Consider the following 26,624-nt stretch of genomic DNA (forward strand, 5'->3'; position numbering starts at 1 on the left):
TCGGGGCGCGAGTCCTCGGTGGACTCAGTGATCGTCGGCGGCGGGTTCGACCAGTTCGATCAGCACCCCGCCGGCATCCTTGGGATGGACGAAGTTGATGCGGGAATTCGCGGTGCCGCGACGCGGTGCGTCGTACAGCAGCCGCACACCCTGCTCGCGCAATCTCTCGGTGAGCGCATCGATGTCGCTGACCCGGTAAGCCAGCTGCTGCAGACCCGGCCCGCGCTTGTCGATGAACTTCGCGATCGTCGAGGACTCGTCGATCGGCGACATCAGCTGCACCTGCGCGCTGCCCATCGGAGCGCCGCGTACGGACAGCATCGCCTCGCGGACGCCCTGCTCCTCGTTGATCTCTTCGTGCAGCACGATCATGCCCAGATGATCGTGATACCACTTGATGGCCACGTCCAGGTCAGGCACGGCGATGCCGACGTGATCGATGGCGGTGACCAGCGCGGTGGCCAGCACAGGACGGGCGTCAGTCTGCTCGGCGGTCATAACGCAAAGGTAACCTAATCAGATCGGTTTCGAATAGCTCGGGTGCAGTGGATAGCCTGTCAGGCGGTCCGTGAAACGCAGTTGGAGGTAGTCATGACGACGTCGGTGATCGTTGCTGGAGCCCGGACGCCGGTAGGCAAGCTGATGGGGTCACTGAAGGACTTCTCCGGCAGCGACCTGGGTGCGGTGGCCATCGCCGGGGCGTTGGACAAGGCGCAGGTTCCCGCCTCGGCGGTGGAGTACGTGATCATGGGCCAGGTGTTGACCGCCGGTGCCGGGCAGATGCCCGCGCGCCAGGCCGCGGTGGCCGCCGGCATCGGCTGGGATGTGGCCTCGCTGACGATCAACAAGATGTGTCTGTCGGGCATCGACGCGATCGCACTGGCCGATCAGCTGATCCGCGCGGGTGAGTTCGACGTCGTGGTCGCCGGCGGTCAGGAGTCCATGACCCAGGCCCCACACCTGTTGATGAACAGCCGCTCCGGCTACAAGTACGGCGATGTGACCGCGCTGGACCACATGGCCTACGACGGTCTGCACGACGTCTTCACCGATCAGCCGATGGGCGCGCTGACCGAACAACGCAACGACACCGACCGGTTCACCCGTGCCCAGCAGGACGAGTTCGCCGCCTCGTCGCACCAGAAGGCCGCCCGCGCGCGGAAGGACGGGGTGTTCGCCGATGAGGTGGTGCCGGTGAAGATCCCGCAGCGCAAGGGCGACCCGGTGGAGTTCACCGAGGACGAGGGGGTTCGCGCCGACACCACCGCGGAATCGCTGTCCGGCCTGCGCCCGGCGTTCCGCAAGGACGGCACCATCACCGCGGGCTCGGCATCCCAGATCTCCGACGGCGCCTGTGCGGTCGTGGTGATGAACAAGGCCAAGGCCGAGGAGATGGGCCTGCAGTGGCTGTGCGAGATCGGCGCCCACGGGGTCGTCGCTGGTCCGGATTCCACGCTGCAGAGCCAGCCCGCCAACGCGATCAAGAAGGCGATCGCCAAGGAAGGCATCTCGGTCGACGATCTCGACGTCATCGAGATCAACGAGGCGTTCGCCGCGGTCGCGCTGGCCTCGACCAAGGAATTGGGCCTCGACGAGGCCACGGTCGAGGCGAAGGTCAACACCGACGGTGGAGCCATCGCGATCGGGCATCCGATCGGGATGTCGGGAGCACGGATCACGCTGCACGCCGCGCTGGAGCTGGCGCGGAAGGGCTCCGGCTATGCCGTCGCCGCGCTGTGCGGCGCCGGCGGCCAGGGCGACGCGCTGGTGCTCCGCAGGCCCTGAACAGGGCGCATGGCCAACGACGCAATGTAGTAGCTGGCGGCGGCGTCGGGCACAATGGCGGCCATGGCGAACCAATCAAGCGCTTACGACATCCGCAGTGCGGCGGGGTGGTTCCGGTTGATCGCGTTGGCGGAGGCGGCCAGCTGGATCGGCCTGCTGATCGGGATGTACTTCAAATACCTCGGCTCACCGCAGACGGAGATCGGGGTGAAGGTGTTCGGGCCCGTCCACGGGGGTGTCTTCGTGGCGTTCCTGGTGGCCGCCGCGGTCGTCGGGATCTCGCACCGCTGGACCGCGGTGACATGGTTGCTGGCGTTGCTGGGCAGCATCGTGCCATTGGGCAGTGTGATCTTCCTCATATGGGCTGATCGGACCGGTCGGATCGGAGCTCCGACGGCGGCGGCGGGTGTCGCGCAGCCGGGTCGGACGGTCCCCGAAACGACGTGACACACTTGAACCCGTGACTCGTCCTGGACCCCGAATCTCGCCTGCCATGGCGGGCGCAGTGGATCTGTCGGCACTCAAACAGCGGGCGGCGACGACCGAGGGCGCCTCATCCGGTCCGCCCGCGGGCCCCGGCGGAGTGGAGATCACCGAGGCCAACCTGGAAGCCGAGGTGCTGGTCCGCTCCAACGAGGTCCCGGTCGTCGTGGTGCTGTGGTCCCCGCGCAGCGACGCCAGTGTCCAGCTCGGCGACGTGCTGGCCGGCCTGTCCGCTCAGGACGGGCCGAAGTGGGCGTTGACGACCGTCAATGTCGACACGGTGCCCCGGGTCGCCCAGATGTTCGGCGTGCAGGCGATCCCGACCGTCGTGGCGCTGGCCGCCGGACAGCCGCTGTCCAGCTTCCAGGGGATGCAACCGCCCGAGCAGCTGCGCCGCTGGGTCGATTCACTGCTCGAGGCCACCGCGGGCAAGCTCAGCGGCACCGGTGACGCCGAGGCCCCCGAACAGGTCGACCCCGAGGTCGAACAGGCGCGGACGTTCCTCGACAGCGGTGACTTCGATGCCGCCCGAAGCGCGTATCAGCAGATCCTGGACGTCAACCCGAACCATGCCGAAGCCAAGGGCGCGGTCCGCCAGATCGCCTTCCTGCAGCGCGCCACCGCCCATCGGCGCGACGCCGTCGCCGTGGCCGACGCGGCCCCCGAGGACATCGACGCGGCGTTCGCCGCCGCCGACGTCGAGATCCTCGAACAGCACGTCGAGGCAGCGTTCGCCCGGCTGACCGGTCTGGTCAAGCGCACGACGGGAGACGACCGAACCGCGGTGCGCACCCGGCTGATCGAACTGTTCGATCTGTTCGATCCCGCGGACCCCGCGGTGATCGCCGGGAGGCGCAACCTGGCCAGCGCGCTGTACTGAACTGCAGAAAGCGCGACCTGCCGGACCAGTCTGCGCGTCTCCTACGGGGCTGACTCGGGTTCGAACCACAACGCCGACAGCGGCGGCAGCGTCATCACCGCCGAAGCCGGCCGGCCGTGCCACGGTTCGTCGCTGGCCTCGACGGCACCGTAGTTCCCGATTCCGGAGCCGTGATAGGTGTCCGAGTCGGTGTTGAGCACCTCGCGCCACCTCCCGGCGTGCGGCAGCCCCAGCCGGTAGCGGGCGTGCTCAGAGCCGGAGAAGTTGAACACGCACGCCATCGACGAACCGTCGTCGCCGAAGCGCAGGAAGCTCAGCACGTTGTTGGCCGAGTCGTTCGCGTCGATCCAGGAGTAGCCCTCGGGCTGCGTGTCCCGGGACCACAGCGCCCGGCGGGTGCGGTAGATCTCGTTGGCGTCGGTCAGCAGCCGCAGGATGCCGTCGGAGAACCCGTGCTCGTCGAGCTGGAACCAGTCCACGCCACGCTCCTCGGACCATTCGGCGCGCTGTCCGAATTCCTGCCCCATGAACAGCAGCTGCTTGCCCGGATGCGCCCACTGGTAGGCCAGGAAACCACGGATCCCGGCCGCCTTCATGTGGTCGTTGCCGGGCATGCGGCCCCACAACGTGCCCTTTCCGTGCACCACCTCGTCGTGGCTGATCGGCAGGACATAGTTCTCGCTGAACGCATAGAGCATCGAGAACGTCATCTCGTGATGGTGGTAGGTCCGGTAGATCGGGTCACGCTTGATGAACTCCAGCGTGTCGTTCATCCAGCCCATGTTCCACTTCATCGAGAAGCCCAGCCCGCCGAGGTTCGTCGGGCGGGTCACGCCCGGCCAGGACGTGGACTCCTCGGCGATCGTGACGATGCCGGGGCTGACCTTGTGCACGGTCGCATTCATCTCCTGCAGGAACTGGACCGCCTCGAGGTTCTCCCGCCCCCCGTACTGGTTCGGTGTCCAGCCGCCTTCCGGACGCGAGTAGTCCAGGTAGAGCATCGACGCCACCGCGTCCACACGCAGGCCGTCGACGTGGAACTCCTGTAGCCAGTACAGCGCGTTGGCGACCAGGAAGTTGCGGACCTCGGTGCGGCCGAAGTCGAACACATAGGTACCCCAGTCGAGTTGCTCGCCGCGGCGCGGGTCGGCGTGCTCGTAGAGCGGCGTGCCGTCGAAGCGGCCCAGCGCCCACGCGTCCTTGGGGAAGTGCGCCGGCACCCAGTCGACGAGCACGCCGATCCCGGCCTGGTGCAATGTGTCGACGAGGTGGCGGAACTCGTCCGGCGAACCGAAGCGGGACGACGGTGCATAGTAGGACGTGACCTGGTAACCCCAGGAACCGCCGAACGGGTGCTCGGCCACCGGCAGCATCTCGACATGGGTGAACCCGTGGTCGACGACGTACTTCGTCAGCTGTTCGGCCAGCTCGGTGTAGCTCAGGCCCGGACGCCACGAACCCAGGTGCACCTCATAGGTGCTCATCGGCTCGAACACCGGATTGCGCAGGGCACGCTGGGCCATCCAGTCCTCGTCGGCCCAGGTGTAGTCGCTCTGGAACACCCGCGACGCGGTCTGCGGGGGCACCTCGGTGGCGAAGGCCATCGGGTCGGCCCGCTCGGTGACCGCGCCGTCGGCGCCGTGGATACGCAGCTTGTAGAGCCCGTCTTCGGGGAAGCCGGGCCAGAACAGCTCCCAGACGCCGGTGGAGCCCAACACGCGCATCTGGGCCTCGTTGCCCCAGTGATTGAAGTCGCCGATCACGCTGACGCCCTTGGCATTGGGTGCCCACACGGCGAACGACACACCGGTGACCTCACCGTCGGGGGTGGTGAAGCTCCGGGGGTGTGCACCCAGCGCCTCCCAGAGACGCTCGTGGCGACCCTCGGCGAACAGGTGCAGGTCGATTTCGCCCAGGGTCGGCAGGAACCGGTAGGCGTCGGCCACTGTGTGGACGAACCCCGACTCGTCCTCGGAGTAGCTGATCTCGAGGCGGTAGTCGACGAGGTCGGTGAACGGCACCGCGACGGCGAACAGCCCGGCCTCGATGTGGGTCAGCGGATGACGGGCACCGCCGATCAGAGCGTTCACCTTCGCCGCGTGCGGGCGGTACACCCGGATCACCGTGTGGTCGTCGTATTCGTGGGCGCCGAGCACCGAGTGCGGGTCGTGGTGCTCACCGGCCAGCAACCGGTTCAGGTCGGCGGTGTGCGGCCGCAGATGCGGGCTCTCGATCTGGTCGGTCAGGTTGGACGCGTTGGTCATGTGGTCACTCCCTACGCAGAAGGGTCATTCGTTGGTCGGCTGGAATCTGGGGCATGTTGAGCACGTGCGCGACGGCACGGGCCGGCTCGAGTCGCACGTAGTTGCTCTGACCCCACTGGTATTCCTCTCCGGTGATCTCGTCCCGCACCCAGAACCGGTCCTGCTGTTCCATTCCCAGCGCGGCCATGTCCAACCACAAAGTGCCTTCTTCGGGGCCGAACGGGTTCAGCGTCACCACGACGAGCACCTGGTCACCGGTGACCGGGTCGAACTTGCTGTAGGCCAGCAACGCGTCGTTGTCGATGTGGTGGAACGTGATGGTGCGCAACTGGTGCAGAGCCGGATGCACCCGGCGGATCTCGTTGAGCCGGGTGATGAACGGCTCCAGTGACTCGCCGTCAGCCAGCGCAGCGTCGAAATCGCGCGGCCGCAGCTCGTATTTCTCGGAGTTCAGGTACTCCTCGCTGCCCTCACGCACCGCACGGTGCTCGAACAGCTCGTAGCCCGAGTACATGCCCCAGGTCGGGCTCATCGTCGCGGCCATGACGGCGCGAATGGCGAACATTCCGGGGCCGCCGTGCTGCAGGCTCTCGTGCAGGATGTCGGGCGTGTTCGTCCACAGACTCTGCCTGCTGTAGTCGGCGTGCTCGGCGATCGACTCGGCGAACTCGGTGAGCTCCCATTTGGCGGTGCGCCAGGTGAAATACGTGTAGGACTGGGTGAAGCCCAGCTTGGCCAACCCGAACAGGCGCGCCGGGCGGGTGAACGCCTCGGCCAGGAACAGCACATCGGGGTCGGTGTTCTTGACCTCCCCGATCAGCCAGGCCCAGAAGTTCGGCGGTTTGGTGTGCGGGTTGTCGACACGGAACACCTTGACCCCGTGGGAAACCCAGTACCGGACGACCCGCAGCACCTCCTCGTAGAGGCCGGCCGGGTCGTTGTCGAAATTCAGTGGGTAGATGTCCTGATACTTCTTGGGCGGGTTCTCCGCGTAGGCGATGGTGCCGTCGGGAAGGACCGTGAACCACTCGGGGTGCTCACGCGCCCACGGGTGGTCGGGCGCGCACTGCAGTGCCAGGTCCAGCGCCACTTCCAGCCCCTCGCCGCGGGCGGCGGCGACGAATTCGTCGAAATCGTCGATCGTGCCGAGGTCGGGGTGCACGGCGTCATGGCCGCCCTCGTCGCTGCCGATCGCCCACGGCGATCCCACGTCGGAGGGACCGGCGGTGACGCTGTTGTTGCGGCCCTTGCGGTGCACCTTGCCGATCGGGTGGATGGGGGGCAGATAGACGATGTCGAAGCCCATCCGCGAGACACGCGGCAGCGCCTTGGCGGCAGTCGCGAACGTGCCGTGCACGGGGTGCCCGGAACTGTCCCAGCCGCCGGTCGAGCGGGGGAACAGCTCGTACCACGAACTGAACCGGGCCAGAGGCCGATCCACCCACACGCCGTGTTGCTCGCCGCGGGTGACCAGCTCGCGCAGCGGGTACTGGTCGACGAGTTCGGTCACCTCCGGCGCGAGCGCCGGACCCGCCCGCCAGAACGGGTCGCCGGGCTCGCGCAGCCGCTCGGCCGCCAGGATCAGGGGATAGCGGTCCTGCCGGGGCACCCCGGTCGCGGCCCGCTCCAGCAGCCGGGCGCCCACCATCAGGTCGTTGTCCAGCTCGCCCTCACTCTGGCCGGCGTCGAGCTTGGCGATGACGTGGCTCCGCCATGTCGCGATGGGATCGCCCCAGCCGTCCACCCGGTAGGTCCACAGACCGACGGCATCGGGGGTGAACTGGCCGTGGAACACGTCCGGAGTGCGCCCCGTCGCCATCGGGTACGTGGTGGGACGTATCCGGGACGCGGGCGTCACCACCTCGTCGATCGGCACCGCCTGCGGCCGGGCCAACCCCGTGGGTTCCTCGGCGAGCGGGGGATAGCCGGGTCCGTGATAACGGACCACCAGCGTCGCGGCGACCGCATCGTGTCCTTCCCGCCACACGGTCGCGGTCACCGGCACCACCTCGCCCACCACCGCTTTGGCGGGGAAACGCCCACCGGACACCACAGGTGCAACGTCATCGATCTCGATACGGCCCGCGGTCACTGATCCGTTTCCTCCCACTTCCTGCCGTGGCGCACAACCGGCGCAACCCTGCGCGGAGTGTCGTCGTCGTCCGGTTCTTCGTCGACCGGTTCGTTCACAGATCCCTCAACAGCCCTCTCGCGCCTATACCCACCGTAGTGCGCAGCTCAATCACGCGGAGGGCGAAGCGGGAGCGACCGATCGCCCGATCGGCGACGGCCGCGGGACGCATGGCGTGTTTGCCGGTCGCCAGTAAGGTGACACGGGTGAAAGCCCTTCGCCGGTTCACCGTCCGCGCTCATCTGCCCGACCGGCTGGCCCCGCTCGAGCGGTTGTCGACGAATCTGCGCTGGTCCTGGGACAAGCCGACGCAGGACCTGTTCCAGTCCATCGACGACGCGCTGTGGCAGGACACCGGAGGCGACCCGGTGGCGATGCTCGGCCACGTCGGTCCCGAGCGACTCGAGCAGCTGGCCGCCGACCCGTCGTTCGTCCAGCGGGTCGAGACGCTGGACGCTGAGCTGGAGGACTATCTCACCCGTCCGCTGTGGTACCAGCAGCGCGCCGCCGAGGTCAGCGACGGCAACGCCCCCGCGGTGGCGTTGCCGCACGGCATCGCGTATTTCTCGATGGAGTTCGGCGTCGCCGAGGTGCTGCCCAACTATTCCGGCGGGCTCGGCATCCTCGCCGGCGACCATCTGAAGTCGGCTTCCGATCTGGGACTGCCGCTGATCGCGGTCGGCCTGCACTACCGCTCCGGATACTTTCGGCAATCGCTGACCGCCGACGGATGGCAGCACGAGAACTACCCCTCGCTGGATCCGCAGGGGTTGCCGCTGCGTCTGCTCACCGGTGCCGACGGCGAAGCGGTCCTGATCGAGCTCACGTTGCCCGACGACGTGACGCTCTCGGCGCGGATCTGGATCGCCCAGGTGGGTCGGATCCCGTTGCTGCTGCTCGACTCCGACATCCCGGAGAACGACCACGACGTGCGCACCGTCACCGACCGGCTGTACGGCGGCGACCAGGAGCACCGCATCCGGCAGGAGATCCTGGCCGGCATCGGCGGCGTCCGCGCGATCCGTGCGTTCACCGAACTTCGGGGCCTGCCCGGTCCCGAGGTCTTCCACATGAACGAAGGCCATGCCGGCTTCCTCGGTGTCGAGCGGATCCGCGAACTGATCGAGGCCGGGCTCGACTTCGACACGGCGCTGGCCGTCGTCCGCTCGTCGACCGTGTTCACCACCCACACCCCGGTTCCGGCCGGTATCGACCGGTTCCCGCTGGATCTGGTGGAGCGCTATTTCGGCGCGGGGCCGGACGGCCATGGCTCGCGGTTGCTGCCCGGCGTCCCGGTGGACCGGGTGCTGTCGTTCGGCGCCGAAGACGACCCGGCGAAATTCAACATGGCCCACATGGGGCTGCGGCTGGCTCAGCGCGCCAACGGCGTCTCGCTGCTGCACGGACGGGTCAGCCGGGAGATGTTCAGCGAGCTCTGGCCGGGTTTCGACGCGGCCGAGGTCCCGATCGGGTCGATCACCAACGGCGTGCACGGACCGACGTGGGCCGCGCCGCAGTGGCTGGAGCTCGGCAGGGAGTTGCTCGGCGCCGACGACCTGGCCCAGTTGCGGGAACCGCACGTCTGGGAGCGTCTGCAGAAGGTCGACCCCGGCCATCTGTGGTGGATCCGCGGCCAGTTGCGGGAGGCGCTGATCGACGACGTCCGGCGGCGGCTGCGCCGGTCGTGGTTGGAGCGCGGCGCGGCCGAGGCAGAGCTCGGGTGGATCGCCACCGCGTTCGACCCCAACGCACTGACGATCGGGTTCGCGCGGCGGGTGCCCACCTACAAGCGGCTGACACTGATGCTGCGTGACCCCGACCGGTTGGCCCGGCTGCTCCTCGACGACGAGCGACCCCTGCAGTTGATCGTCGCCGGCAAGGCCCACCCGGCCGACGACGGCGGCAAGGCGTTGATCCAGCAGATCGTGCGCTTCGCCGACCGCCACGACGTGCGGCACCGTTTCGCATTCCTGCCCGATTACGACATGTCGATGGCGCGCACGCTCTACCACGGCTGCGACGTGTGGTTGAACAACCCGCTGCGGCCGTTGGAGGCCTGCGGCACGTCGGGGATGAAAAGCGCCCTCAACGGCGGGCTCAATCTGTCGATCCGCGACGGCTGGTGGGACGAGTGGTTCGACGGGGAGAACGGCTGGGAGATCCCCACCGCCGCAGGTCTGGCCGATGACGGCCGTCGCGACGACCTGGAGGCGGCGGCGCTCTACGACCTGCTGGAGCAGGCGGTGGTGCCGAAGTTCTACGACCGGGACGGACACGGGGTACCGAGGCGGTGGGTCGAGATGGTCCGCCACACCCTCCAGGACCTGGGGCCCAAGGTGCTGGCCTCACGCATGGTCGAGGAGTACGCCGAGAAGTACTACTTCCCGGCGGCGCGTTCGCTGCGCCAGACCATCGAGCCGGTGTCGGCGGGGGCCGGTGACTTCGCCGAGCCGTTCGGTGCCGCACGGGAACTCGCCGCCTACCGGCACCGCGTGGAGCGGTCATGGCCGCGGATCTCGATCGAGGATGTGGACAGCTCCGGGTTGCCGGACACGCCGCTGCTGGGCTCGGAGCTGACGCTGACCGCGCTCGTGCGACTCGACGGACTGCGGGCCACCGATGTCGCGGTGCAGGCGCTGATCGGCCGGGTGGATGCCGGCGCGACGCTGCTGGACCCCGTCACTGTGCCGATGACGCACACCGGGCGAACCGATCACGGCGCCGACGTGTTCACCGCGACGATGTCGCTACCGATCACCGGGCCGGTGGGCTACACCGTGCGCGTGCTGCCCCATCATCGTCTGCTTTCGGGCGAGGCGGAGCTGGGCCTGGTCACGCTGGCGTGACGGCGCTGCTCGAGGTTCCCGTCGACGGGGGGCCGTATGCGGTGGCGGCCGGTCCCGACGGAGCGATGTGGGTGACGCTCGTCCACGGCGGAGCCGTGGCGCGGGTGACGAACAGCGGTGCGCTGACCACATTCGCGGTGGCCCCGGACAGCCGGCCGTCACTGATCACCGCCGCGCGCGACGGAGCGCTGTGGTTCACCCGCGCCGGTGACGACCGAATCGGCCGCATCACGATCGACGGTGACCAGTCCGCAGTCGAATTGAGCACCGGCAGTGCGCCATTCGGTCTCGCCGTCGGGCCGGACGGCGCACTCTGGTACACCGCGACGGGCAGCGGTGTGGTGGGCCGGCTCGACGACGACGGCACAGTGCAGGAGTGGCCCGTCGGCGGTATGCCGTCGATGATCACCGCGGGCCCGGACGGAGCGCTGTGGTTCACCATGAACCAGGCCGGCGCGATCGGCAGGCTCGACCTCACCGGGCGGTTGACGACGCGCGAGGTGCCGACGCCGAGATCCGGGCCGGTGGGCATCTGCGCCACCCACGACGACTGCGTGTGGTTCACCGCGATCGCGGCCGAGCGCATCGGCCGCATCCCGGTCGACGATGCGATCCAGGAACTCGACCTGCCGGGAAAGCCCCACGCCTTGGTGCCCGACCCGGTCGGCGGTGTGTGGGTGAGCCTGTGGGGCGCCGACCAGATCGCACGAGTCAGCGCCGACGGCGACGTCGTGACCATCGACCTGCCGGCAGGCAGCGAACCGCACGGCATGGCCGTCGCCGCCGACGGCGCACTGTGGGTGGCACTGGAGGCGGGTTATGTTCTGCGGCTGCCGGTTTAGGGGAACCGCTGGAAGCACCTCTCGGTGTCGCTGAGCACACCGAGCCGGAACGCGTCGATCCGGGAGAAGCCGGACGGCACGGTTTCGCCGTTGACGTCGCCCGCCGCCAGGCCGTTGGTCAGAATGCCCGACACCGCCTCGTCGATATCGCCCGCGGTCAGCGCCACCGTGTTGCCATCCGGGGTCGTGACCTCCTTCGACATCTTCACCGTCGCCACCCCGGTCAGGCAGGCCGTGCGCAGCGCGGCGCTGGCGTCGTCGAGCGCGACACCGCCACGTTGATGCTGCAGGGCCATCATGTAGCGCGACATCAGCACCGAATAGGCGGTGTTGTCGCCGATGGCCAGCGTCGCGGCGTCCGTCGGATCAGCTTGAGCGCCGAGGTCTTGCAGGGCGGGCAGGTCGACGACGAGGGTGTTGGTCGCCGGACAGTAGGACGCCGGCGGGCTGGGCCGGGCATCGGCGCAGGAGTCGGCCTCGGCCGCATCGAAACTGAGCGCCGGGGGATCGGCGGGCGCGAACAGGATGTCCATCGCCTCGACGATGGAGAACACCGAGTCCTCGGTGACCGGTAGTTCCCCCGTCTGGTCCTCGGGCAGCAGCACGGGCAGATCCCCCCTGCGCTGGCCGATTTCTCGCATGTCGATCGCGGCGCACGCGTTCGGGCCGTCGGTGAAGCCGAATTGGAACGCCGACACGCGCTCGAACGCCGAGCCGTGCTCGTCGTAACCGACATCGGGATCGCCTTCGGTCAGCACGGGGTCGCGGAACGAGATGACGCCGGCCAGCACGTTGTTCAGGCCCTCGCCGGTGTTGAGGGTGAAGCGCGGCGAGCTGTCCTCGGCGACCCAGCGCATGTACGCCCCGGACAGGCAGTCCGCCTGCTGCTCGGACAACAGTGTGGGGGTGTCCTCGTCGGCCATGCCGGACTGCCGGGCCACCGCGTGGCCGTATTCGTGGGCCAGCACCATGACCACACCCATGTCTCCGTGCGCACGCTTCAGCGACGGCAACAGCTCACCGCGGTCCCATCCGATGGACCGGTCCAGATAGCAGAAGCCGGCGTTGACCAGTCCGTAGGTGTCCTCTTCGCAGAACACTCCGTCGAAACCGTTGGCGTCCCAGGAGATCAGGGCGCTGGCGGGACTGAACTCGTCGTCGAAGGTCGCCGGATAGGCGGTCTGCCAGTACTCTTCGATGTCACTGATCGCGCCGCCGGCCAACTCGTCGATCCTGCCGCCGTCGGAACCCTCGATGTCGCGGTCGGGGCCCGACGCGCCCGGCCGAAGGCCGCTGGGACCGTCGGTGGCCGGCATCCCGGCCACGTTGAACGGATCGTGGAACACCGACACCGCCTCACCCTGCACCGCCGTCGAGCAGGCGGTGCCCAGCAGTACTGAGCAGACGGCGACCGTCGCGCCCACCAGCCGTCGTCGACCCATGGCACTCCCTTCGGCGGCGGCGCGGGAGCTGACCGCCCGCAACGGACCCGATGCCAGAATAGTTCGACGCACGGCTCACCGGCGCGGTCGAGACGATCCGGTTCAGCCCGCCCGCAGGCGCTGCAACGCCGCCCGCACGGCTGCGCCGTCGGTGGTCGCCCAGTACGGCGGCAGCGACGCGCGCAGGAATCCGGCGTAGCGTGCGGTGGCCATCCGGGAGTCCAGTACGGCCACCACGCCGCGATCGTCGACCCGGCGCAGCAGGCGGCCGGCGCCCTGGGCCAGCAGCAGTGCGGCGTGGGTGGCAGCGACGGCCATGAATCCGTTGCCGCCGCGGGCCGCCACGGCGCGCTGGCGGGCGGTCAGCAACGGGTCGTCGGGGCGCGGGAACGGGATCCGGTCGATGAGCACCAACGACAGCGACGGCCCGGGCACATCCACGCCCTGCCACAGTGACAGCGTGCCGAACAGCGAGGTCGGCTCGTCGGCGGCGAAGCGGGCTACCAGTGCCGAGGTGCTGTCGTCGCCTTGGCACAGCACCGGGGTGTCGAGCCGTTCCCGCATGACCTCGGCGGTGGCCTTGGCCGCGCGCATGGAGGAGAACAGTCCCAGGGTCCTTCCGCCGGCGGCCGCGATCAGTGCGGCGATCTCGTCGAGCTGCTCTGCGGTGCCGGTGCTGTCCCGGCCGGGGGGCGGCAGGTGCGCGGCCACGTAGAGGATGCCGGAGCGGGCGTGGTCGAAGGGCGATCCGACATCCAGGCCACGCCATGCCGCTGCCTTGTCGTCGGTGGCGCTCGCCAGACCCCAGTCGCGGGCCATCGCGTCGAAACTGCCGCCGATGGTCAGGGTCGCCGACGTCAACACTGTGGTGGTGTGGTCGAACAGCCGGTGCCGCAGCAACCCCGCCACCGACAGCGGCGCGACTCGCAGCAACACCCGGGTCCCCGTGCGGGTGTCCTCGATGCGTTCGAGCCACACCACGTCGGTGCGGTCGGGGATCGCGGGCACGAACGAATCCAGGATCCGCGCGGCGGTATCGCTGACGTCGAGCAGCGCTGTGACCGCTTCGGCGCGGGCGGACGCCGACTTCGGATCCGACGGCGAGGTGTCGATGGCGGTGCGCGCCGCGCTCGCCGCGTCCCGCACCGCGGTCACATGGGTGGCGAGCTCGTCGTCGAGGACGTCGATCCGTCCGGGCTGAGCCTCGAAGATCGCCGAGGTGAGTGTCGCCGCAGCGGCGTCGAGCCGTTGCGCCAGTTCGGCGGGCACCACTCGCGCGGCGCGCCGCTGTGCGACACCCAGCGACGTGGCGGACAACTCGGCGGTCGCGACGCTGGTCACCCGATCGGTCAGCTCGTGCGCCTCGTCGACGATCAGCAGGTCGTGCTCGGGCAGCACGTTGGCGTCGCCCATGGCGTCGATGGCCAGCAGCGCGTGGTTGGTGACGACGACGTCGGCGCGGCCGGCGCGCTCACGGGCCCGCTCGGCGAAACAGTCGGTGCCGAACGGGCACCGGGACACCCCGATGCATTCCCGCGCCGACACGCTGACCTGCGCCCACGACCGGTCGGGGACGCCGGGGCTCAACTCGTCGCGGTCACCGGTCGACGTCGACGACGACCACTCGGTCAGTCGGGCCACATCGCGACCCAGCGCGCTGACCGCGGTTGGGGAGAACAGCTCCTCCTGCGGCCGGTCTTCCGGCTCGCCGCTGCTGCCGTTGTGAATCTTGTTGAGACACAGGTAGTTCCCTCGTCCCTTCAACAGTGCGAAGTCGGGTCGGCGGGGCAGGGCAGCGGTCAGCGAGTCCGCCAGGCGGGGCAGGTCGCGGTCGACCAGCTGTCGCTGCAGGGCGATCGTCGCCGTCGACACCACCACCGGCCGGTTGTCGGTCAGGGCCTGCGCGATCGCGGGCACCAGGTAGGCCAGGGACTTACCGGTGCCGGTGCCCGCCTGCACGGCCAGATGCTCACCGTCGGCGAACGCGCGCGCGACCGCCTCGGCCATCGCGATCTGACCGTCGCGGCGTGCGCCCCCCAGTCCCTCGACGGCCGCGGCCAGCAAGCGGCGGATCTCACTGGTCTCGGTCTCAGCCGGCTCGGAGGCGGCCGACACCGCCGACTCCTCGGCCAATTCAGACACCTGCGACGACTCAGACACCTGCGACGACTCGGACACCTGCGACGACTCGGACACCCCGGAGATCTCGGACATCGCGTCAGCCGCGGTGCGCGGCGGGGGCGATCATCCGGGTGGGGACGGCAGGGTCGCCCTTGGACAGTTTCAACCCGTCCCAGGGCAGGCTCCGCAGCCCCTGCGCGACGCGGCGGCGGGCAGCCTCCAGGCTCAGATCCGCCACCGGTTCGCCGTCGCGCACCAGCGGCACCGTCAACGCGCGGGCCGCGAGCCCGTCCGGTGTCTGCGGCGAAGCCCCGACGGGGTGCACCACCTCTTCGACGATCGTGCCCGACGCCTTGGCCACCCGCGTCGCGTGTTTGCGTCCGCCGTGGGATTCCTTGTGGCTGCTGCGCTTCTCGACGGGGATGCCGTCGACCTCGACGAGCTTGTAGACCATTCCGGCTGTCGGTGCACCCGACCCGGTGACCACCGAGGTGCCCACGCCGTACATGTCGACGGGTTCGGCGCGCAGCGCGGCGATGGCGAACTCGTCGAGGTCGCCGGAGACCACGATGCGAGTCGAGGTGGCACCCAGGCCGTCGAGCTGTTTGCGCACCTGACCGGCGAGGATGCCCAGGTCGCCGGAATCGATCCGGACCGCGCCCAGCTGCGGGCCCGCGACCGCGACGGCGTTGGCGACCCCGGCGGTGATGTCGTAGGTGTCGACCAGCAGCGTGGTCTCCACCCCCAGCGCGTCGACCTGGGCGCGGAACGCGGCGCGCTCCCAGTCGGACTGCTGTTGGCCCGCCACGGTGTGCAGCAGGGTGAACGCGTGCGCACTGGTGCCCAACGTCGGCACCCCGTGGCGGCGCTGCGCCTCCAGGTTCGACGACCCGGTGAAACCGGCGAGGTAGGCCGCGCGCGCGGCGGCGACCGCGGCCTGCTCGTGGGCGCGCCGGGAACCCATCTCGATCAGCGGGCGACCACCGGCCGCGCCGACCATCCGCGCGGCGGCAGAGGCCACCGCGGAGTCGAAGTTGAAGATCGACAGTGCCAGCGTCTCGAGGACCACGCACTCGGCGAAGCTGCCGTGCACCGACAACACCGGCGAGCCCGGGAAGTACAACTCGCCCTCCGGGTAACCGTCCACGTCGCCGGTGAACCGGTAGTCGGCCAGGTACCGCATCGTCTCGTCGTCGCAGAAGCCGGACACCAACTCCAGAGCAGCATCGTCGAACCTGAACTGCGGCAACGCTTCCAGGAGGCGGGCGGTACCCGCGGTCACGCCGTAACGCCGGCCCGCGGGCAGGCGACGGGCGAACACCTCGAAGGTCGCGCGGCGGTGGGCGGTGCCGTCGCGCAGCGCCGCTGCCAGCATCGTCAGTTCGTACTTGTCGGTCAGCAGCGCGACCGGCAGGCCGGGGATTGAACCGGCAGGCCCGCTCGTCGACGAAGTCACCGGCCAACCGTATCGGGTCGGCGTGACTTCGAACCAGCACCGCGTCCCCGGTATTCTCGACGGCATGGTGACGCCGGCGGAGGCACGACCGGGAACGCGCGAGGACGAGGACGTCGTCGAGGACGCCGCGGCAGACGTCCCCTGGGTGACCATCGTCTGGGACGATCCGGTGAACCTGATGACGTACGTGACCTATGTGTTCCAGAAGCTCTTCGGCTACAGCGAACCGCACGCGACGAAACTGATGATGCAGGTGCACCAGGAGGGCAGGGCGGTCGTGTCGGCGGGTACCAGGGAGTCGATGGAGGCCGACGTGTCCAAACTGCACGCCGCGGGGCTGTGGGCAACCTTGCAGCAGGATCGCTGACCGGCCGGTGCGTAAATGGAAACGGGTCGAGGGCCCCGAGGGGCCGCGTTACCGCTCAGCATTGGCCGCCCACGAGGCTGACCTGCTGAGCAGCCTGGTCTCGTCGATGGTCGGGATGCTCGATGACCGTGAGTCGTCGGCGCCGGCCGACGAACTCACCGAGATCACCGGCATGCGCACGGGCAATTCCGTTCCCCCGCAAGACGACACGATGAAGCGGCTGCTGCCCGACTTCTACCGCCAAGCCACCGAGCATCCGGCGGGTTCGGGTACCGCGGAGAGCCTCAACAGCGCTTTGCGCAGCCTGCACGAGCCCGAGATCATCGACGCCAAACGTGAAGCGGCGCAACGGCTGCTCGACACCGTCCCGGCCGGCGGCGGCAAGTTCGAGCTCAGCGACGACGATGCGCAGGCGTGGGCCTCGGCGGTCAACGACGTCCGGCTGGCGCTGGGCACGATGCTCGACATCGGCCCCGACGGTCCGGACCGGCTGCCCGGTGACCACCCGATGGCCGGCCACCTCGACGTGTACCAGTGGTTGACGGTGCTGCAGGAGTACCTGGTGTTGAGTCTGATGGGAAATCACAGGTCGTGAGCGGAAGCATCACCGACGTCGGCGGCATCCTCGTCGGTCACCATCACCGCATCGACCCCGACGCCCAGCTCGGGTCGGGCTGGGCCACCGGCACGACGGTCGTGCTGACCCCGCCCGGCACCGTCGGCGCGGTGGACGGGCGCGGGGGCGCCCCGGGCACCCGCGAGACCGACCTGCTGGATCCGAGTAACTCGGTGCGGCACGTCGACGCGGTGGTGCTCACCGGAGGCAGTGCCTACGGGCTGGCCGCCGCCGACGGCGTGATGAGCTGGCTCGAACCTCACGGGCGAGGCGTGGCACTCGACGGTGGTGTGGTGCCCATCGTGCCCGCCGCCGTCATCTTCGACCTGCCGGTGGGGGGCTGGCAGTGCCGCCCGGACGCCCAGTTCGGCTACCGCGCCGCCGAGGCGGCCGGCGTCGAGGTCGGCATCGGCACGGTGGGCGCCGGTGTCGGTGCCCGCGCCGGGGTCCTCAAGGGCGGTGTCGGCACGGCGTCGGTGACCCTGGCGTCCGGCGTCACGGTCGGCGCTCTGGTGGTGGTCAACTCTGCCGGCGACGTCGTCGACCCCGACACCGGGCTGCCGTGGCTGGCCTATCAGATCGAGGAGTTCTCGCTGGTGCCGCCGCCGGCCGATGAGCGTCGGGCCTATGCCGATCGTCACGGCGAGCTCAGTCCCCTGAACACCACGATCGCGGTGGTGGCCACCGACGCGGCGCTCAGCCCGGCGGGCTGCCGCCGGGTGGCGGTCGCGGCGCAGGACGGGCTGGCGCGCACCATCCGCCCGTGCCACACCCCGATGGACGGCGATACGGTGTTCGCACTGGCCACCGGTGCCGTCGAGGTCGTGCCCGATCCGACGACCCCGGCGTCGATGTCGCCGGAGGTGCCGCTGATCACCGCCGTCGGCGCAGCGGCGGCGGACTGCCTGGCCCGCGCCGTGCTGGTCGGTGTTCTGGCTGCTGAAGAGCTCGCTGGAATACCGACCTACCGTGGTCTGTTGCCGGGAGCGTTCGAATGAAAGAGGAAGTGTGAAACAGGGCGGCGCAACGAAGGGGGTCCGGTGCTGACGATCCGTGCCGACCTCGTCGACGCGATGGTCGCGCACGCGCGGGCCGATCATCCCGACGAAGCCTGCGGGGTGATCGCCGGCCCGGAGGGCTCCGATCGGCCGGAGCGCTTCATCGCCATGGTCAACGCCGAGCGCTCGCCGACGTTCTACCGGTTCGATTCCGGGGAACAGCTCAAGGTGTGGCGTGAGATGGACAACGCCGACGAAGCCCCGGTCGTGATCTATCACTCGCACACCGCGACCGAGGCCTATCCCAGCCGCACCGACATCTCGTATGCCTCCGAACCCGAAGCCCACTACGTCCTGGTGTCCACCCGCGACCCCGACGCTCACGAACTCCGCAGCTACCGCATCGTCGACGGCGTCGTGACCGAAGAGCCCGTCCAGATCGTCGAGCAGTACTGAACGCGTGAAAGGAACCACCCGATCCATGTCTGTCACCGTGTCGATCCCAACCATCCTGCGCACCCACACCGGTGGGGAGAAGCGTGTCAGCGCCTCCGGTGACACGCTCAGCGCGGTCATCGCCGACCTCGAGGCCAACTACTCCGGTATCTCCGAGCGTCTCGTCGACCCGGCCGATCCGGGCAAGCTGCAACGCTTCGTCAACATCTACGTCAACGACGAGGACGTCCGCTTCTCCGGCGGGTTGGGGACCACCATCTCCGACGGAGACTCGGTGACCATCCTGCCCGCCGTGGCAGGAGGCTGAGACCCGCCGCGATGACCCGGTACGACTCGCTGCTCCAGGCGCTGGGCAACACCCCGCTCGTCGGCCTGCAACGGCTCTCGCCGTTGTGGGACGGCGGGTCCCCTGACTCTGGGGCCGCCCCGCACGTGCGGCTGTGGGCCAAGTTGGAGGACCGCAACCCCACCGGCTCGATCAAGGACCGGCCCGCGCTGCGGATGATCGAGGACGCCGAACGCGAGGGCCGCCTCCGGCCCGGCGCGACCATCCTGGAACCGACCAGTGGCAACACCGGCATCTCGTTGGCCATGGCCGCGATGCTCAAGGGCTACCAGATGGTCTGTGTGATGCCCGAGAACACCTCGATCGAGCGCCGCCAGATCCTGGAGCTCTACGGCGCCCGGATCATCTTCTCGCCCGCCGAGGGCGGCTCCAACACCGCGGTGGCACACGCCAAGGAGCTGGCCGCCGAGCATCCGTCCTGGGTGATGCTCTATCAGTACGGCAACCCGTCCAACACCGCTGCGCACTACGACGGCACCGGGCCCGAGCTGCTGGCCGACCTGCCCGAGATCACGCATTTCGTGGCCGGGCTGGGCACCACCGGCACCCTGATGGGCACCGGACGCTACCTGCGCGAACACGTGCCCGACGTGCAGATCGTCGCCGCCGAGCCGCGCTACGGCGAAGGTGTGTACGCGTTGCGCAACATCGACGAGGGCTTCATCCCCGAGCTCTACGACCCGCGAGTGCTGACCACCCGGTTCGCCGTCGGCGCCTTCGACGCCGTGCGGCGCACCCGGGAGTTGATCCAGGTCGAGGGCATCTTCGCCGGCATTTCCACCGGGGCCATCCTGCACGCCGCGCTGGGCATGGCGGCCAAGGCGGTCAAGGCCGGTGAGCGTGCCGACATCGCGTTCACCGTCTGCGATGCCGGCTGGAAGTATCTGTCGACCGGCGCGTACGCCGGTAGCCTGGATGACGCGGAGGACGCGTTGGAAGGGCAACTATGGGCATGACGGGCGCCGGCGGCTATGCGGGGCCACCCTCGCAGCCCACGAAGCGCCCGGTGTGGCTGGTCGGCGGACTGACCATTGTGTCGTTCGTCGTCCTGCTCTGGCTGGTCGAACTGTTCGACTCGTTGACCGGACACCAGCTCGACCGCAACGGGATCCGCCCCCTGGAGACCGACGGCCTGACCGGGATCCTGTTCGCGCCGCTGTTGCATTCCAACTGGGAGCACCTGATGGCCAACACCGGCCCGGCGCTGGTGCTCGGCTTCCTGATGACGCTTGCGGGGTTGTCCCGCTTCCTGTTCGCCACCGCCATCATCTGGATCGTCGGTGGGTTCGGTACCTGGTTGATCGGCAACGTCGGTGCCCCCTCCTACCGGGGTGTCGTGGTGGAGACCAACCACATCGGCGCGTCGGGCCTGATCTTCGGTTGGCTGACATTCCTGATCCTGTTCGGCTTCTTCACCCGCACGATCTGGGAGATCGTCATCGGCGTCGTGGTGCTGTTCGTCTACGGCAGCATCCTGCTGGGCGTGCTGCCGGGCACCTTCGGGGTGTCATGGCAGGGTCACCTCAGCGGAGCCCTGGCCGGCGTGCTGGCCGCCTATCTGCTCTCGGGTCCCGAACGGAAGGCGAGGGCGTTGCGTCGACCGGTGCAGCCGCCGTCGCTGGGCCGGTGAGCGCCGACGCGCTGCGCCCGGTCGGCATCTTCGACTCCGGGGTCGGCGGGCTGACGGTGGCGCGGGCGGTGATCGACCAGCTGCCCGACGAGGACATCATCTACGTGGGCGACACCGGCAACGGTCCGTACGGTCCGCTCACCGTGCCCGAGATCCGTGGCCACGCGTTGGCGATCGGCGACGACCTCGCCGCGCGTGGGGTGAAGGCTCTGGTCATCGCGTGCAACAGCGCGTCGTCGGCCTGTCTGCGGGACGCGCGCGAGCGCTATGCGCCGGTACCGGTGGTCGAGGTCATCCTGCCGGCCGTCCGCCGCGCCGTGGCGACCACCCGCAACGGTCGCATCGGCGTCATCGGCACCGCGGCGACGATCGCGTCCGGCGCCTACCAGGACGCCTTCGCCGCGGCGCGCGACACCGAGGTGTTCGCGGTGGCGTGTCCGCGGTTCGTCGACTTCGTCGAGCGCGGCGTGACCAGCGGCCGGCAGGTCCTCGGTCTGGCCGAGGGTTATCTGGAGCCGCTGCAACGCGCTGAGGTGGACACGCTGGTGCTGGGGTGCACCCACTACCCGATGATGTCCGGGCTGATCCAGCTCGCCATGGGCGAGGACGTGACGTTGGTGTCCAGTGCCGAGGAAACCGCCAAGGACCTGCTGCGGGTCCTCACCGAGAGGGATTTGCTGCGTCCGCAGGCCGGCAACGGCCTGCCCGGACCCGCCCGGCCGACCCGGCTGTTCGAGGCCACCGGCGATCCCGAGGCCTTCACCGACCTGGCTGCGCGGTTCCTCGGGCCGACACTCGACGGGGTCCGGCCGGTACGACGTCACGCCGACAGCCGATCATGACGTTCGTCGCCGAAAGCGGCGATGTTTTCGTCACGTCCATGGCGGGCATGGCAAGCTAGTGAACGTGCGAATCACCGTCCTGGGTTGCTCCGGCAGTGTGGTCGGCCCTGATTCGCCGGCGTCGGGATATCTGGTGACCGCACCCGATACGCCACCCTTGGTTCTCGATTTCGGCGGCGGGGTGTTGGGCGCACTGCAACGGCACGCCGACCCCAACTCCGTGCACGTGCTGCTGTCTCATCTGCACGCCGATCACTGCCTCGACCTGCCCGGCTTGTTCGTCTGGCGCCGCTACCATCCCAGCCCGGCGCCGGAGCGAGGACTGGTCTACGGACCGGCCAACACCTGGGCGCGGCTCGGGGCTGCGTCCTCGCCGGAGGGCGGCGAGATCGACGACTTCACCGACATCTTCGACGTGCGGCACTGGGTGGACAACCAGCCGGTCGAGATCGGGGCGTTGACCGTGCTGCCGCGGCTGGTGTGCCATCCCACCGAGTCCTACGGCATGCGGATCACCGACCCGTCCGGCGCCACGCTGGTCTACAGCGGAGACACCGGCTACTGCGATGCGCTGATCGATCTGGCCCGCGACGCCGACGTTTTTCTGTGCGAGGCGTCGTGGACGCATTCGCCGTCGCGGCCGCCCCGGCTGCATCTGTCCGGTACCGAGGCGGGTCGGGCGGCCGCGCGCGCCGGCGTGTCGGAACTGCTGCTGACCCACATCCCGCCCTGGACGTCGCGGGAGGACATCATCAGCGAGGCGAAAGCCGAGTTCGACGGTCCGGTGCACGCCGTGGTGTGCAACGAGACTTTCGCCGTCACCCGCTCCTGAGTGGCGTCGTGGCGAGCCGATAGGGTTGGCCCCGTGTCCAGACGAGAAGACGGCCGACTCGACGACGAACTGCGCCCTGTCACCCTCACCCGTGGGTTCACCACGCATCCGGCGGGATCGGTGCTGGTCGAATTCGGTCAGACCCGGGTGATGTGCACCGCCAGCGTCACCGAAGGCGTGCCGCGCTGGCGCAAGGGCTCCGGGCAGGGCTGGTTGACTGCCGAGTACGCGATGCTGCCCGCCGCCACCCACGACCGCTCCGACCGCGAGTCGGTCAAGGGCCGGGTCGGCGGACGCACCCAGGAGATCAGCCGGTTGGTGGGCAGATCGTTGCGCGCCTGCATCGACCTGGGCGCTCTGGGGGAGAACACGATCGCGATCGACTGCGACGTCCTGCAGGCCGACGGTGGCACCCGGACGGCGGCCATCACCGGCGCCTACGTCGCGTTGGCCGACGCGGTCACCTACCTGTCGGCGGCGGGCCGGCTCACCGATCCGCGGCCGCTGTCGTGTGCGATCGCCGCGGTGAGCGTCGGAGTCGTGGACGGTCGGATCCGCGTCGACCTGCCCTATACCGAGGACTCCCGCGCCGAGGTCGACATGAACGTGGTCGCGACCGACACCGGCACGCTGGTCGAGATCCAGGGCACCGGTGAGGGTGCGACGTTCCCGCGGTCGACACTGGACAAGATGCTCGACGCCGCGATGGCCGCGTGCGACGAGCTGTTCGAGATCCAGAAAGCGGCGCTGGAGCTGCCCTATCCCGGCGAGCTGCCGGTGTCCGGTGAACCGCCGAAGAAGGCGTTCGGAAGCTGACCGGAATGACCCGGGTCCTGGTGGCCTCACGCAACCGCAAGAAATTGGCGGAGTTGAACCGGGTGCTCGAGGCGGCCGGGGTGTCAGGGTTGACGCTGCTGTCCCTCGACGACGTCCCGGCGTTCGACGAGGCTCCCGAAACCGGCGCCACATTCGAGGAGAACGCGCTGGCCAAGGCCCGTGATGCGTTTGCCGCCACGGGTATACCCGCCGTCGCCGACGACTCCGGCCTGACCGTCGACGCACTCAACGGGATGCCCGGAGTGCTCAGCGCGCGCTGGTCGGGCCGTCACGGTGACGACGCCGCGAACACGGCACTGCTGCTGGGCCAACTTGCTGACGTCCCCGACGAGCGCCGCGGCGCGGCCTTCGTTTCGGCGTGCGCTCTAGTGACCGGGCCGGCCGAGAGCGACAGCCTCGTGGTGCGCGGCGAATGGGCCGGAAGCATCGTGCGTGCGCCGCGCGGCGAGGGCGGATTCGGCTACGACCCGGTTTTCCTGCCCGCCGGTTCGGCGGTCACAGCCGCCGAACTCAGCCCTGCAGATAAGGACGCCGTCTCCCATCGCGGGCTGGCGCTGGCGGCGCTCGTCCCCGCGTTGCGGGCCCTGGTTCGCTGAGGCGCGGTGACCCGGTGCAGCAGCCAGGCGGCCGGCACCGTCAGCGCCAGCGTCGTGGCAATCAGACCCGGCATCGAGCCGGTGAACAACGGCCAGTCCAGCACCAGGTGCAGTGCCACCGCCATGAGCATCGAGTGCAGCAGGAAGATCTCGTAGGAGATCTCGCCCAGCCACACCATCGGTCTGCTGGCCAGCACCCGTGCGTACCCGCCGCGATCGGCGAGCACCGTCGGCGCGTGGCTTCCGGGCGCCAGCGGCGCGTGGTTACTCAGCGCCAGCGGCGCCACTACCAGCGTCGCGATGACTGCGTACCCGACGGCCTTCACGACCGGTGCGGAGGCGGGATCGGGGCCGTGCAGGGTGCCGCCGAGCGACGTCGACACCAGCAGGAAGAGTGCGAGCGCGAGTGGGATCGCCACCGCTGCGCGGCATCGAACCCCGAGGCAGCGCAACACCGCGAGCACCATGCCGCCGGCGAACCAAGCCAGGTGGGCCGGCAGCCACATGCCCGCCGAATGGGGTAGGAGGTCGGTGGTGGTGACCAGCAGCACCCACACCGGTGTCACCGCGGCCAGCAGCGCCAGCCCGACCAGCACGCGCCGGGGCCGCCAGCCGCGGCGCAGCAGCAGGTAGGCCAGCAGGGGCAGCACCGCGTAGAACGCCACCTCCACCGCCATGCTCCACATCTGTGAAAGCCCCGGATGCAGCAGCGTGGTCAGGTAACTGTCGGTGTAGATCTGGGTGAAAGTCAGATAGCGCAGCAACCCGTACCAGGACTGGCCCGGATTGGGCCCGGGGGTGAACACGGTGTACACCGCGAACGTCACGACGACAGCCACCGCGTAGGCCGGCACGATCCGTCGGACCCGGTGGCGCAGGTAGCGCTGCGTCGACGGGCGCCGGGTGGTGTCGGCGGCGGCCTGCGCCCACGGGCTGAACAGCAGGAACCCCGAGAGCACGAAGAACAGCGCGACCCCGATCTCCAGGCGGGCGTAGACGTTCCCGAGGTAGCCGTGGTTCAGGTAGCCGGTGGCGAACGCGGCGTGCGTGGCGACGACGAGAAGCGCGGCAACGGCGCGGATTCCGGTGAGGGCGGGGTCGTGGTGTCCGGCCACCTCAGGTGCGGCGCCAGTGCGCGCCCCGGGGCTGGCTGACACCTCGTCGAGTGTAGCCAGGTCGCGCGGGGTCAGACCCCGAACTGTTCCTTGATGGCCCGGGTCTGGAAGTGCTCGACGATGATGCCGACCAGCGGGATCGTGCCGGCCAGCAGCACCCCGACGGTCTTGGCGATCGGCCAGCGCACCTTGACCGCGAGGTTGGCGGTGAACAGCAGATACACGAAGTACACCCAGCCGTGCACGACCGCGATCCAGCCCAGCGAGTCGTCGTTGAAGCCGTACTTCATCACCATCTCGTAGCAGAGCGCGATCAGCCACAGGCCGGTCGCCCACGCCAACACCCGGTAACCGAGCAGAGCCTTGCGGATCTGGTCGACGGGTGTGGTGGGGGCGGGGGAGTCGGGTGCGGTCACGGGCGGCGTCCTGTCATTCTCGGGTCGGGGTGGCGTCGCTGTCGTTCCTGGCGAGTTCGGCCAGGTAGGCGTTGTACTCCTGCAGCGCGGGATCGGCGTCGTCCTGCGGCGCAGCGGTGGGCCGCTCCGGAAGCAGCCCGGCGGGAAGTTCGGTGACCCCGTCCTGGGAGGGGCTCGGGGGCGGTGCTTCTTCGTAGCGGACGAACTTGAAGTACGCGTACACGCAGAAGCCGGCGAACAGCGGCCACTGCAACGCGTAGCCCAGGTTCTGGAAATCGCCTGCGGTCGATTCGAAGCGGGTCCACTGCCACCAGGCCAGGCCCAGGCAGCCACCGGCCGCGGCGATCACCAACAGGATGAGCGCCGGCCTCCTACGCCGCGTAGTGGACACCGTTCAACGGTACCGCGCGGTCCTTGGGTCCGATGAACTCGTCCAATCGTGCCGTAGCAGCCTTGCGATATATCGAAATCGTGTGCTTGTTGGAACGTCGCCATGGGATACCCAACGCGTCGAGGGCATCGGTGAAAAGGCCGAGGATGTCCTCGGACCGATTACTGAAGTGGTACCGCACGCTCTGGACTCCGCGATCGTTGGCGACGACACGGCAGCCGTCGCTGTGGATGAGTCCGAGGACGAACTCCTCGGTCTCCTGATCGACAATTCTCTGCTGCCACTGCAACAGCGCGATCTCGCGGTGATGCTTGCGGCCGGGCCCATGCTGTGGCAGTAGGCATGGCCAATGTCGTGAGTAGTGATACACGTCGGCGCATCGGGTTCGGCGCCAGTAAACCCCGGCATTTTGGTGGGGGAATAGGGCATTGATCGCTACGCGGCAACGCGCGATGATCGCTGGATAGCGCTTGTCGCAGGTGATCCGGATTCGGTAGCTGCGGCCGGCAAGCGATATACAGCCATCGCCCAGATAGAGCCCGAGCAGATAGGCGTAGGGAGCCGCCGGCAGCCCGGCGTCGAGGTGGTCGACCGTGCACGACTTCGAAGTGACGGACCTCCGGCGCGTCGTCGGTGGTTGATGCCGCCACTGCCAGACCGTCTTCCGCGGAATGCCCGTGGCCCTCGCGATCGCGCAGTCGTTCATGTCCATGGCAATCAACCTCTGCACATACTCGAACTCTTCACGAGATCTCGTCACCGCGCGTCTCCTTCAACCTGTCGCTGAAGCTACGGGCGGGGTCCGACACACGAGGAGTTGATACGATTCGACCGTCGCGGGCGTGGCGAAATTGGTTTACGCGCGGGCTTTAGGTGCCCGTGTTCGAAAGAACATGTGGGTTCGAGTCCCACCGCCCGCACAATCCGGAAGA

25 protein-coding genes, 1 tRNA gene and 1 pseudogene are annotated in these 26,624 nt (G+C 69.0%); 17 read left to right on the forward strand and 10 right to left on the reverse strand.

From position 1 onward, the window contains the following. Positions 1-24: 24 nt before the first annotated feature. Positions 25-498, reverse strand: coding sequence for a methylmalonyl-CoA epimerase (mce, locus tag ACEWX3_RS09405; RefSeq protein WP_207068379.1), 474 nt, complete (start codon positions 496-498; stop codon positions 25-27). A 93-nt stretch (positions 499-591) separates the two neighbouring features. Here mce and ACEWX3_RS09410 point away from each other — a divergent pair, with 93 nt between their 5' ends. The 3 genes from ACEWX3_RS09410 (at position 592) to ACEWX3_RS09420 (ending at position 3,148) form a co-directional block, all read left to right on the forward strand. Then, complete coding sequence (locus ACEWX3_RS09410; protein WP_374159261.1) at positions 592-1,785, forward strand: acetyl-CoA C-acetyltransferase; 1,194 nt, start codon at positions 592-594, stop codon at positions 1,783-1,785. A 63-nt stretch (positions 1,786-1,848) separates the two neighbouring features. Continuing rightward, the gene (locus ACEWX3_RS09415; RefSeq protein ID WP_207068381.1) at positions 1,849-2,232 is read left to right on the forward strand and encodes a DUF3817 domain-containing protein; all 384 of its coding nucleotides are present in this window, start codon (positions 1,849-1,851) and stop codon (positions 2,230-2,232) included. A gap of 13 nt (positions 2,233-2,245) precedes the next feature. Further along, positions 2,246-3,148: a tetratricopeptide repeat protein gene (locus ACEWX3_RS09420; protein WP_374159262.1), complete on the forward strand. Its 903-nt coding sequence runs from the start codon at positions 2,246-2,248 to the stop codon at positions 3,146-3,148. Between the two features lie 41 nt (positions 3,149-3,189). Here ACEWX3_RS09420 and glgB read toward each other — a convergent pair whose 3' ends face one another. Then, positions 3,190-5,412: a 1,4-alpha-glucan branching protein GlgB gene (glgB, locus tag ACEWX3_RS09425; RefSeq protein ID WP_207068383.1), complete on the reverse strand. Its 2,223-nt coding sequence runs from the start codon at positions 5,410-5,412 to the stop codon at positions 3,190-3,192. A gap of 4 nt (positions 5,413-5,416) precedes the next feature. Next, positions 5,417-7,504 (reverse strand): alpha-1,4-glucan--maltose-1-phosphate maltosyltransferase, encoded by a 2,088-nt coding sequence (locus ACEWX3_RS09430; protein WP_374159263.1) that lies wholly within the window; start codon positions 7,502-7,504, stop codon positions 5,417-5,419. A 245-nt stretch (positions 7,505-7,749) separates the two neighbouring features. Between ACEWX3_RS09430 and glgP the strand changes: the two genes are divergently transcribed. Beyond that, positions 7,750-10,389 (forward strand): alpha-glucan family phosphorylase, encoded by a 2,640-nt coding sequence (gene glgP, locus ACEWX3_RS09435; protein ID WP_207068385.1) that lies wholly within the window; start codon positions 7,750-7,752, stop codon positions 10,387-10,389. After that, positions 10,386-11,231 carry a virginiamycin B lyase gene (locus ACEWX3_RS09440; RefSeq protein ID WP_374159264.1) on the forward strand — a complete coding sequence of 282 codons (846 nt, stop codon included), beginning with the start codon at positions 10,386-10,388 and terminating at the stop codon, positions 11,229-11,231. Before glgP ends, ACEWX3_RS09440 begins: the two co-directional genes overlap by 4 nt. On the opposite strand, the gene ACEWX3_RS09445 is transcribed toward ACEWX3_RS09440, so the two are convergent. The 3 genes from ACEWX3_RS09445 to ACEWX3_RS09455 form a co-directional block, all read right to left on the reverse strand. Next, positions 11,228-12,673, reverse strand: a complete 1,446-nt coding sequence (locus ACEWX3_RS09445; protein ID WP_374159265.1) for a peptidase — start codon at positions 12,671-12,673, stop codon at positions 11,228-11,230. The two genes, ACEWX3_RS09440 and ACEWX3_RS09445, sit on opposite strands and share 4 nt — an antisense overlap. A 102-nt stretch (positions 12,674-12,775) precedes the next feature. After that, on the reverse strand, positions 12,776-14,887 hold the full coding sequence (locus ACEWX3_RS09450; protein ID WP_374159266.1) for an ATP-dependent DNA helicase: 2,112 nt from the start codon (positions 14,885-14,887) through the stop codon (positions 12,776-12,778). A 4-nt stretch (positions 14,888-14,891) separates the two neighbouring features. Then, positions 14,892-16,316: a nicotinate phosphoribosyltransferase gene (locus ACEWX3_RS09455; protein WP_374159267.1), complete on the reverse strand. Its 1,425-nt coding sequence runs from the start codon at positions 16,314-16,316 to the stop codon at positions 14,892-14,894. On the opposite strand from ACEWX3_RS09455, the gene clpS reads away from it, so the two are divergent. The 11 genes from clpS to rdgB are packed head-to-tail and all read left to right on the forward strand — an operon-like array spanning position 16,315 to position 23,770. Then, positions 16,315-16,617: an ATP-dependent Clp protease adapter ClpS gene (gene clpS / locus ACEWX3_RS09460; RefSeq protein ID WP_374159268.1), complete on the forward strand. Its 303-nt coding sequence runs from the start codon at positions 16,315-16,317 to the stop codon at positions 16,615-16,617. The two genes, ACEWX3_RS09455 and clpS, sit on opposite strands and share 2 nt — an antisense overlap. Positions 16,618-16,624: 7 nt before the next feature. Next, positions 16,625-17,212 (forward strand): DUF2017 domain-containing protein, encoded by a 588-nt coding sequence (locus ACEWX3_RS09465; RefSeq protein WP_374159269.1) that lies wholly within the window; start codon positions 16,625-16,627, stop codon positions 17,210-17,212. Further along, complete coding sequence (locus tag ACEWX3_RS09470) at positions 17,209-18,231, forward strand: P1 family peptidase (protein ID WP_374159270.1); 1,023 nt, start codon at positions 17,209-17,211, stop codon at positions 18,229-18,231. Before ACEWX3_RS09465 ends, ACEWX3_RS09470 begins: the two co-directional genes overlap by 4 nt. A 42-nt stretch (positions 18,232-18,273) precedes the next feature. Continuing rightward, the gene (locus ACEWX3_RS09475; RefSeq protein ID WP_374159271.1) at positions 18,274-18,687 is read left to right on the forward strand and encodes a Mov34/MPN/PAD-1 family protein; all 414 of its coding nucleotides are present in this window, start codon (positions 18,274-18,276) and stop codon (positions 18,685-18,687) included. A 25-nt stretch (positions 18,688-18,712) separates the two neighbouring features. Beyond that, positions 18,713-18,994 carry a MoaD/ThiS family protein gene (locus ACEWX3_RS09480; protein ID WP_152518047.1) on the forward strand — a complete coding sequence of 94 codons (282 nt, stop codon included), beginning with the start codon at positions 18,713-18,715 and terminating at the stop codon, positions 18,992-18,994. A gap of 11 nt (positions 18,995-19,005) precedes the next feature. Continuing rightward, positions 19,006-19,989: a cysteine synthase gene (locus ACEWX3_RS09485; protein WP_207068394.1), complete on the forward strand. Its 984-nt coding sequence runs from the start codon at positions 19,006-19,008 to the stop codon at positions 19,987-19,989. Next, positions 19,980-20,663 (forward strand): rhomboid family intramembrane serine protease, encoded by a 684-nt coding sequence (locus ACEWX3_RS09490; RefSeq protein ID WP_179967530.1) that lies wholly within the window; start codon positions 19,980-19,982, stop codon positions 20,661-20,663. Before ACEWX3_RS09485 ends, ACEWX3_RS09490 begins: the two co-directional genes overlap by 10 nt. Then, the gene (gene murI / locus ACEWX3_RS09495; protein WP_207068395.1) at positions 20,660-21,505 is read left to right on the forward strand and encodes a glutamate racemase; all 846 of its coding nucleotides are present in this window, start codon (positions 20,660-20,662) and stop codon (positions 21,503-21,505) included. Before ACEWX3_RS09490 ends, murI begins: the two co-directional genes overlap by 4 nt. A 58-nt stretch (positions 21,506-21,563) precedes the next feature. Continuing rightward, positions 21,564-22,337: a cyclic nucleotide-degrading phosphodiesterase gene (locus tag ACEWX3_RS09500; protein ID WP_152518043.1), complete on the forward strand. Its 774-nt coding sequence runs from the start codon at positions 21,564-21,566 to the stop codon at positions 22,335-22,337. A gap of 33 nt (positions 22,338-22,370) precedes the next feature. Further along, positions 22,371-23,153 (forward strand): ribonuclease PH, encoded by a 783-nt coding sequence (gene rph / locus ACEWX3_RS09505; RefSeq protein WP_152518042.1) that lies wholly within the window; start codon positions 22,371-22,373, stop codon positions 23,151-23,153. 5 nt (positions 23,154-23,158) lie between these two features. Then, positions 23,159-23,770: an RdgB/HAM1 family non-canonical purine NTP pyrophosphatase gene (gene rdgB / locus ACEWX3_RS09510; RefSeq protein ID WP_374159272.1), complete on the forward strand. Its 612-nt coding sequence runs from the start codon at positions 23,159-23,161 to the stop codon at positions 23,768-23,770. On the opposite strand, the pseudogene ACEWX3_RS09515 reads toward rdgB, so the two are convergent. The 4 genes and pseudogenes from ACEWX3_RS09515 to ACEWX3_RS09530 form a co-directional block, all read right to left on the reverse strand. Further along, positions 23,764-24,927, reverse strand: a pseudogene (locus tag ACEWX3_RS09515) (acyltransferase family protein); the annotation flags it as partial. The gene rdgB and the pseudogene ACEWX3_RS09515 overlap by 7 nt on opposite strands. A gap of 29 nt (positions 24,928-24,956) precedes the next feature. After that, complete coding sequence (locus tag ACEWX3_RS09520; protein ID WP_374159273.1) at positions 24,957-25,301, reverse strand: DUF3817 domain-containing protein; 345 nt, start codon at positions 25,299-25,301, stop codon at positions 24,957-24,959. Positions 25,302-25,314: 13 nt separating this feature from the next. After that, positions 25,315-25,692 carry a hypothetical protein gene (locus ACEWX3_RS09525; protein WP_221362994.1) on the reverse strand — a complete coding sequence of 126 codons (378 nt, stop codon included), beginning with the start codon at positions 25,690-25,692 and terminating at the stop codon, positions 25,315-25,317. After that, a complete protein-coding gene (locus ACEWX3_RS09530) occupies positions 25,673-26,404 on the reverse strand; it encodes a hypothetical protein (RefSeq protein ID WP_374159274.1) in 732 nt (243 codons plus the stop codon). Before ACEWX3_RS09530 ends, ACEWX3_RS09525 begins: the two co-directional genes overlap by 20 nt. A gap of 124 nt (positions 26,405-26,528) precedes the next feature. Between ACEWX3_RS09530 and ACEWX3_RS09535 the strand changes: the two genes are divergently transcribed. Beyond that, a tRNA-Leu gene (locus ACEWX3_RS09535) sits at positions 26,529-26,612 on the forward strand. The last annotated feature ends 12 nt before the right edge of the window (positions 26,613-26,624 follow it).

Origin of the sequence: Mycobacterium sp. G7A2 (assembly GCF_041902445.1) — a bacterium.
GTDB lineage: Bacteria > Actinomycetota > Actinomycetes > Mycobacteriales > Mycobacteriaceae > Mycobacterium.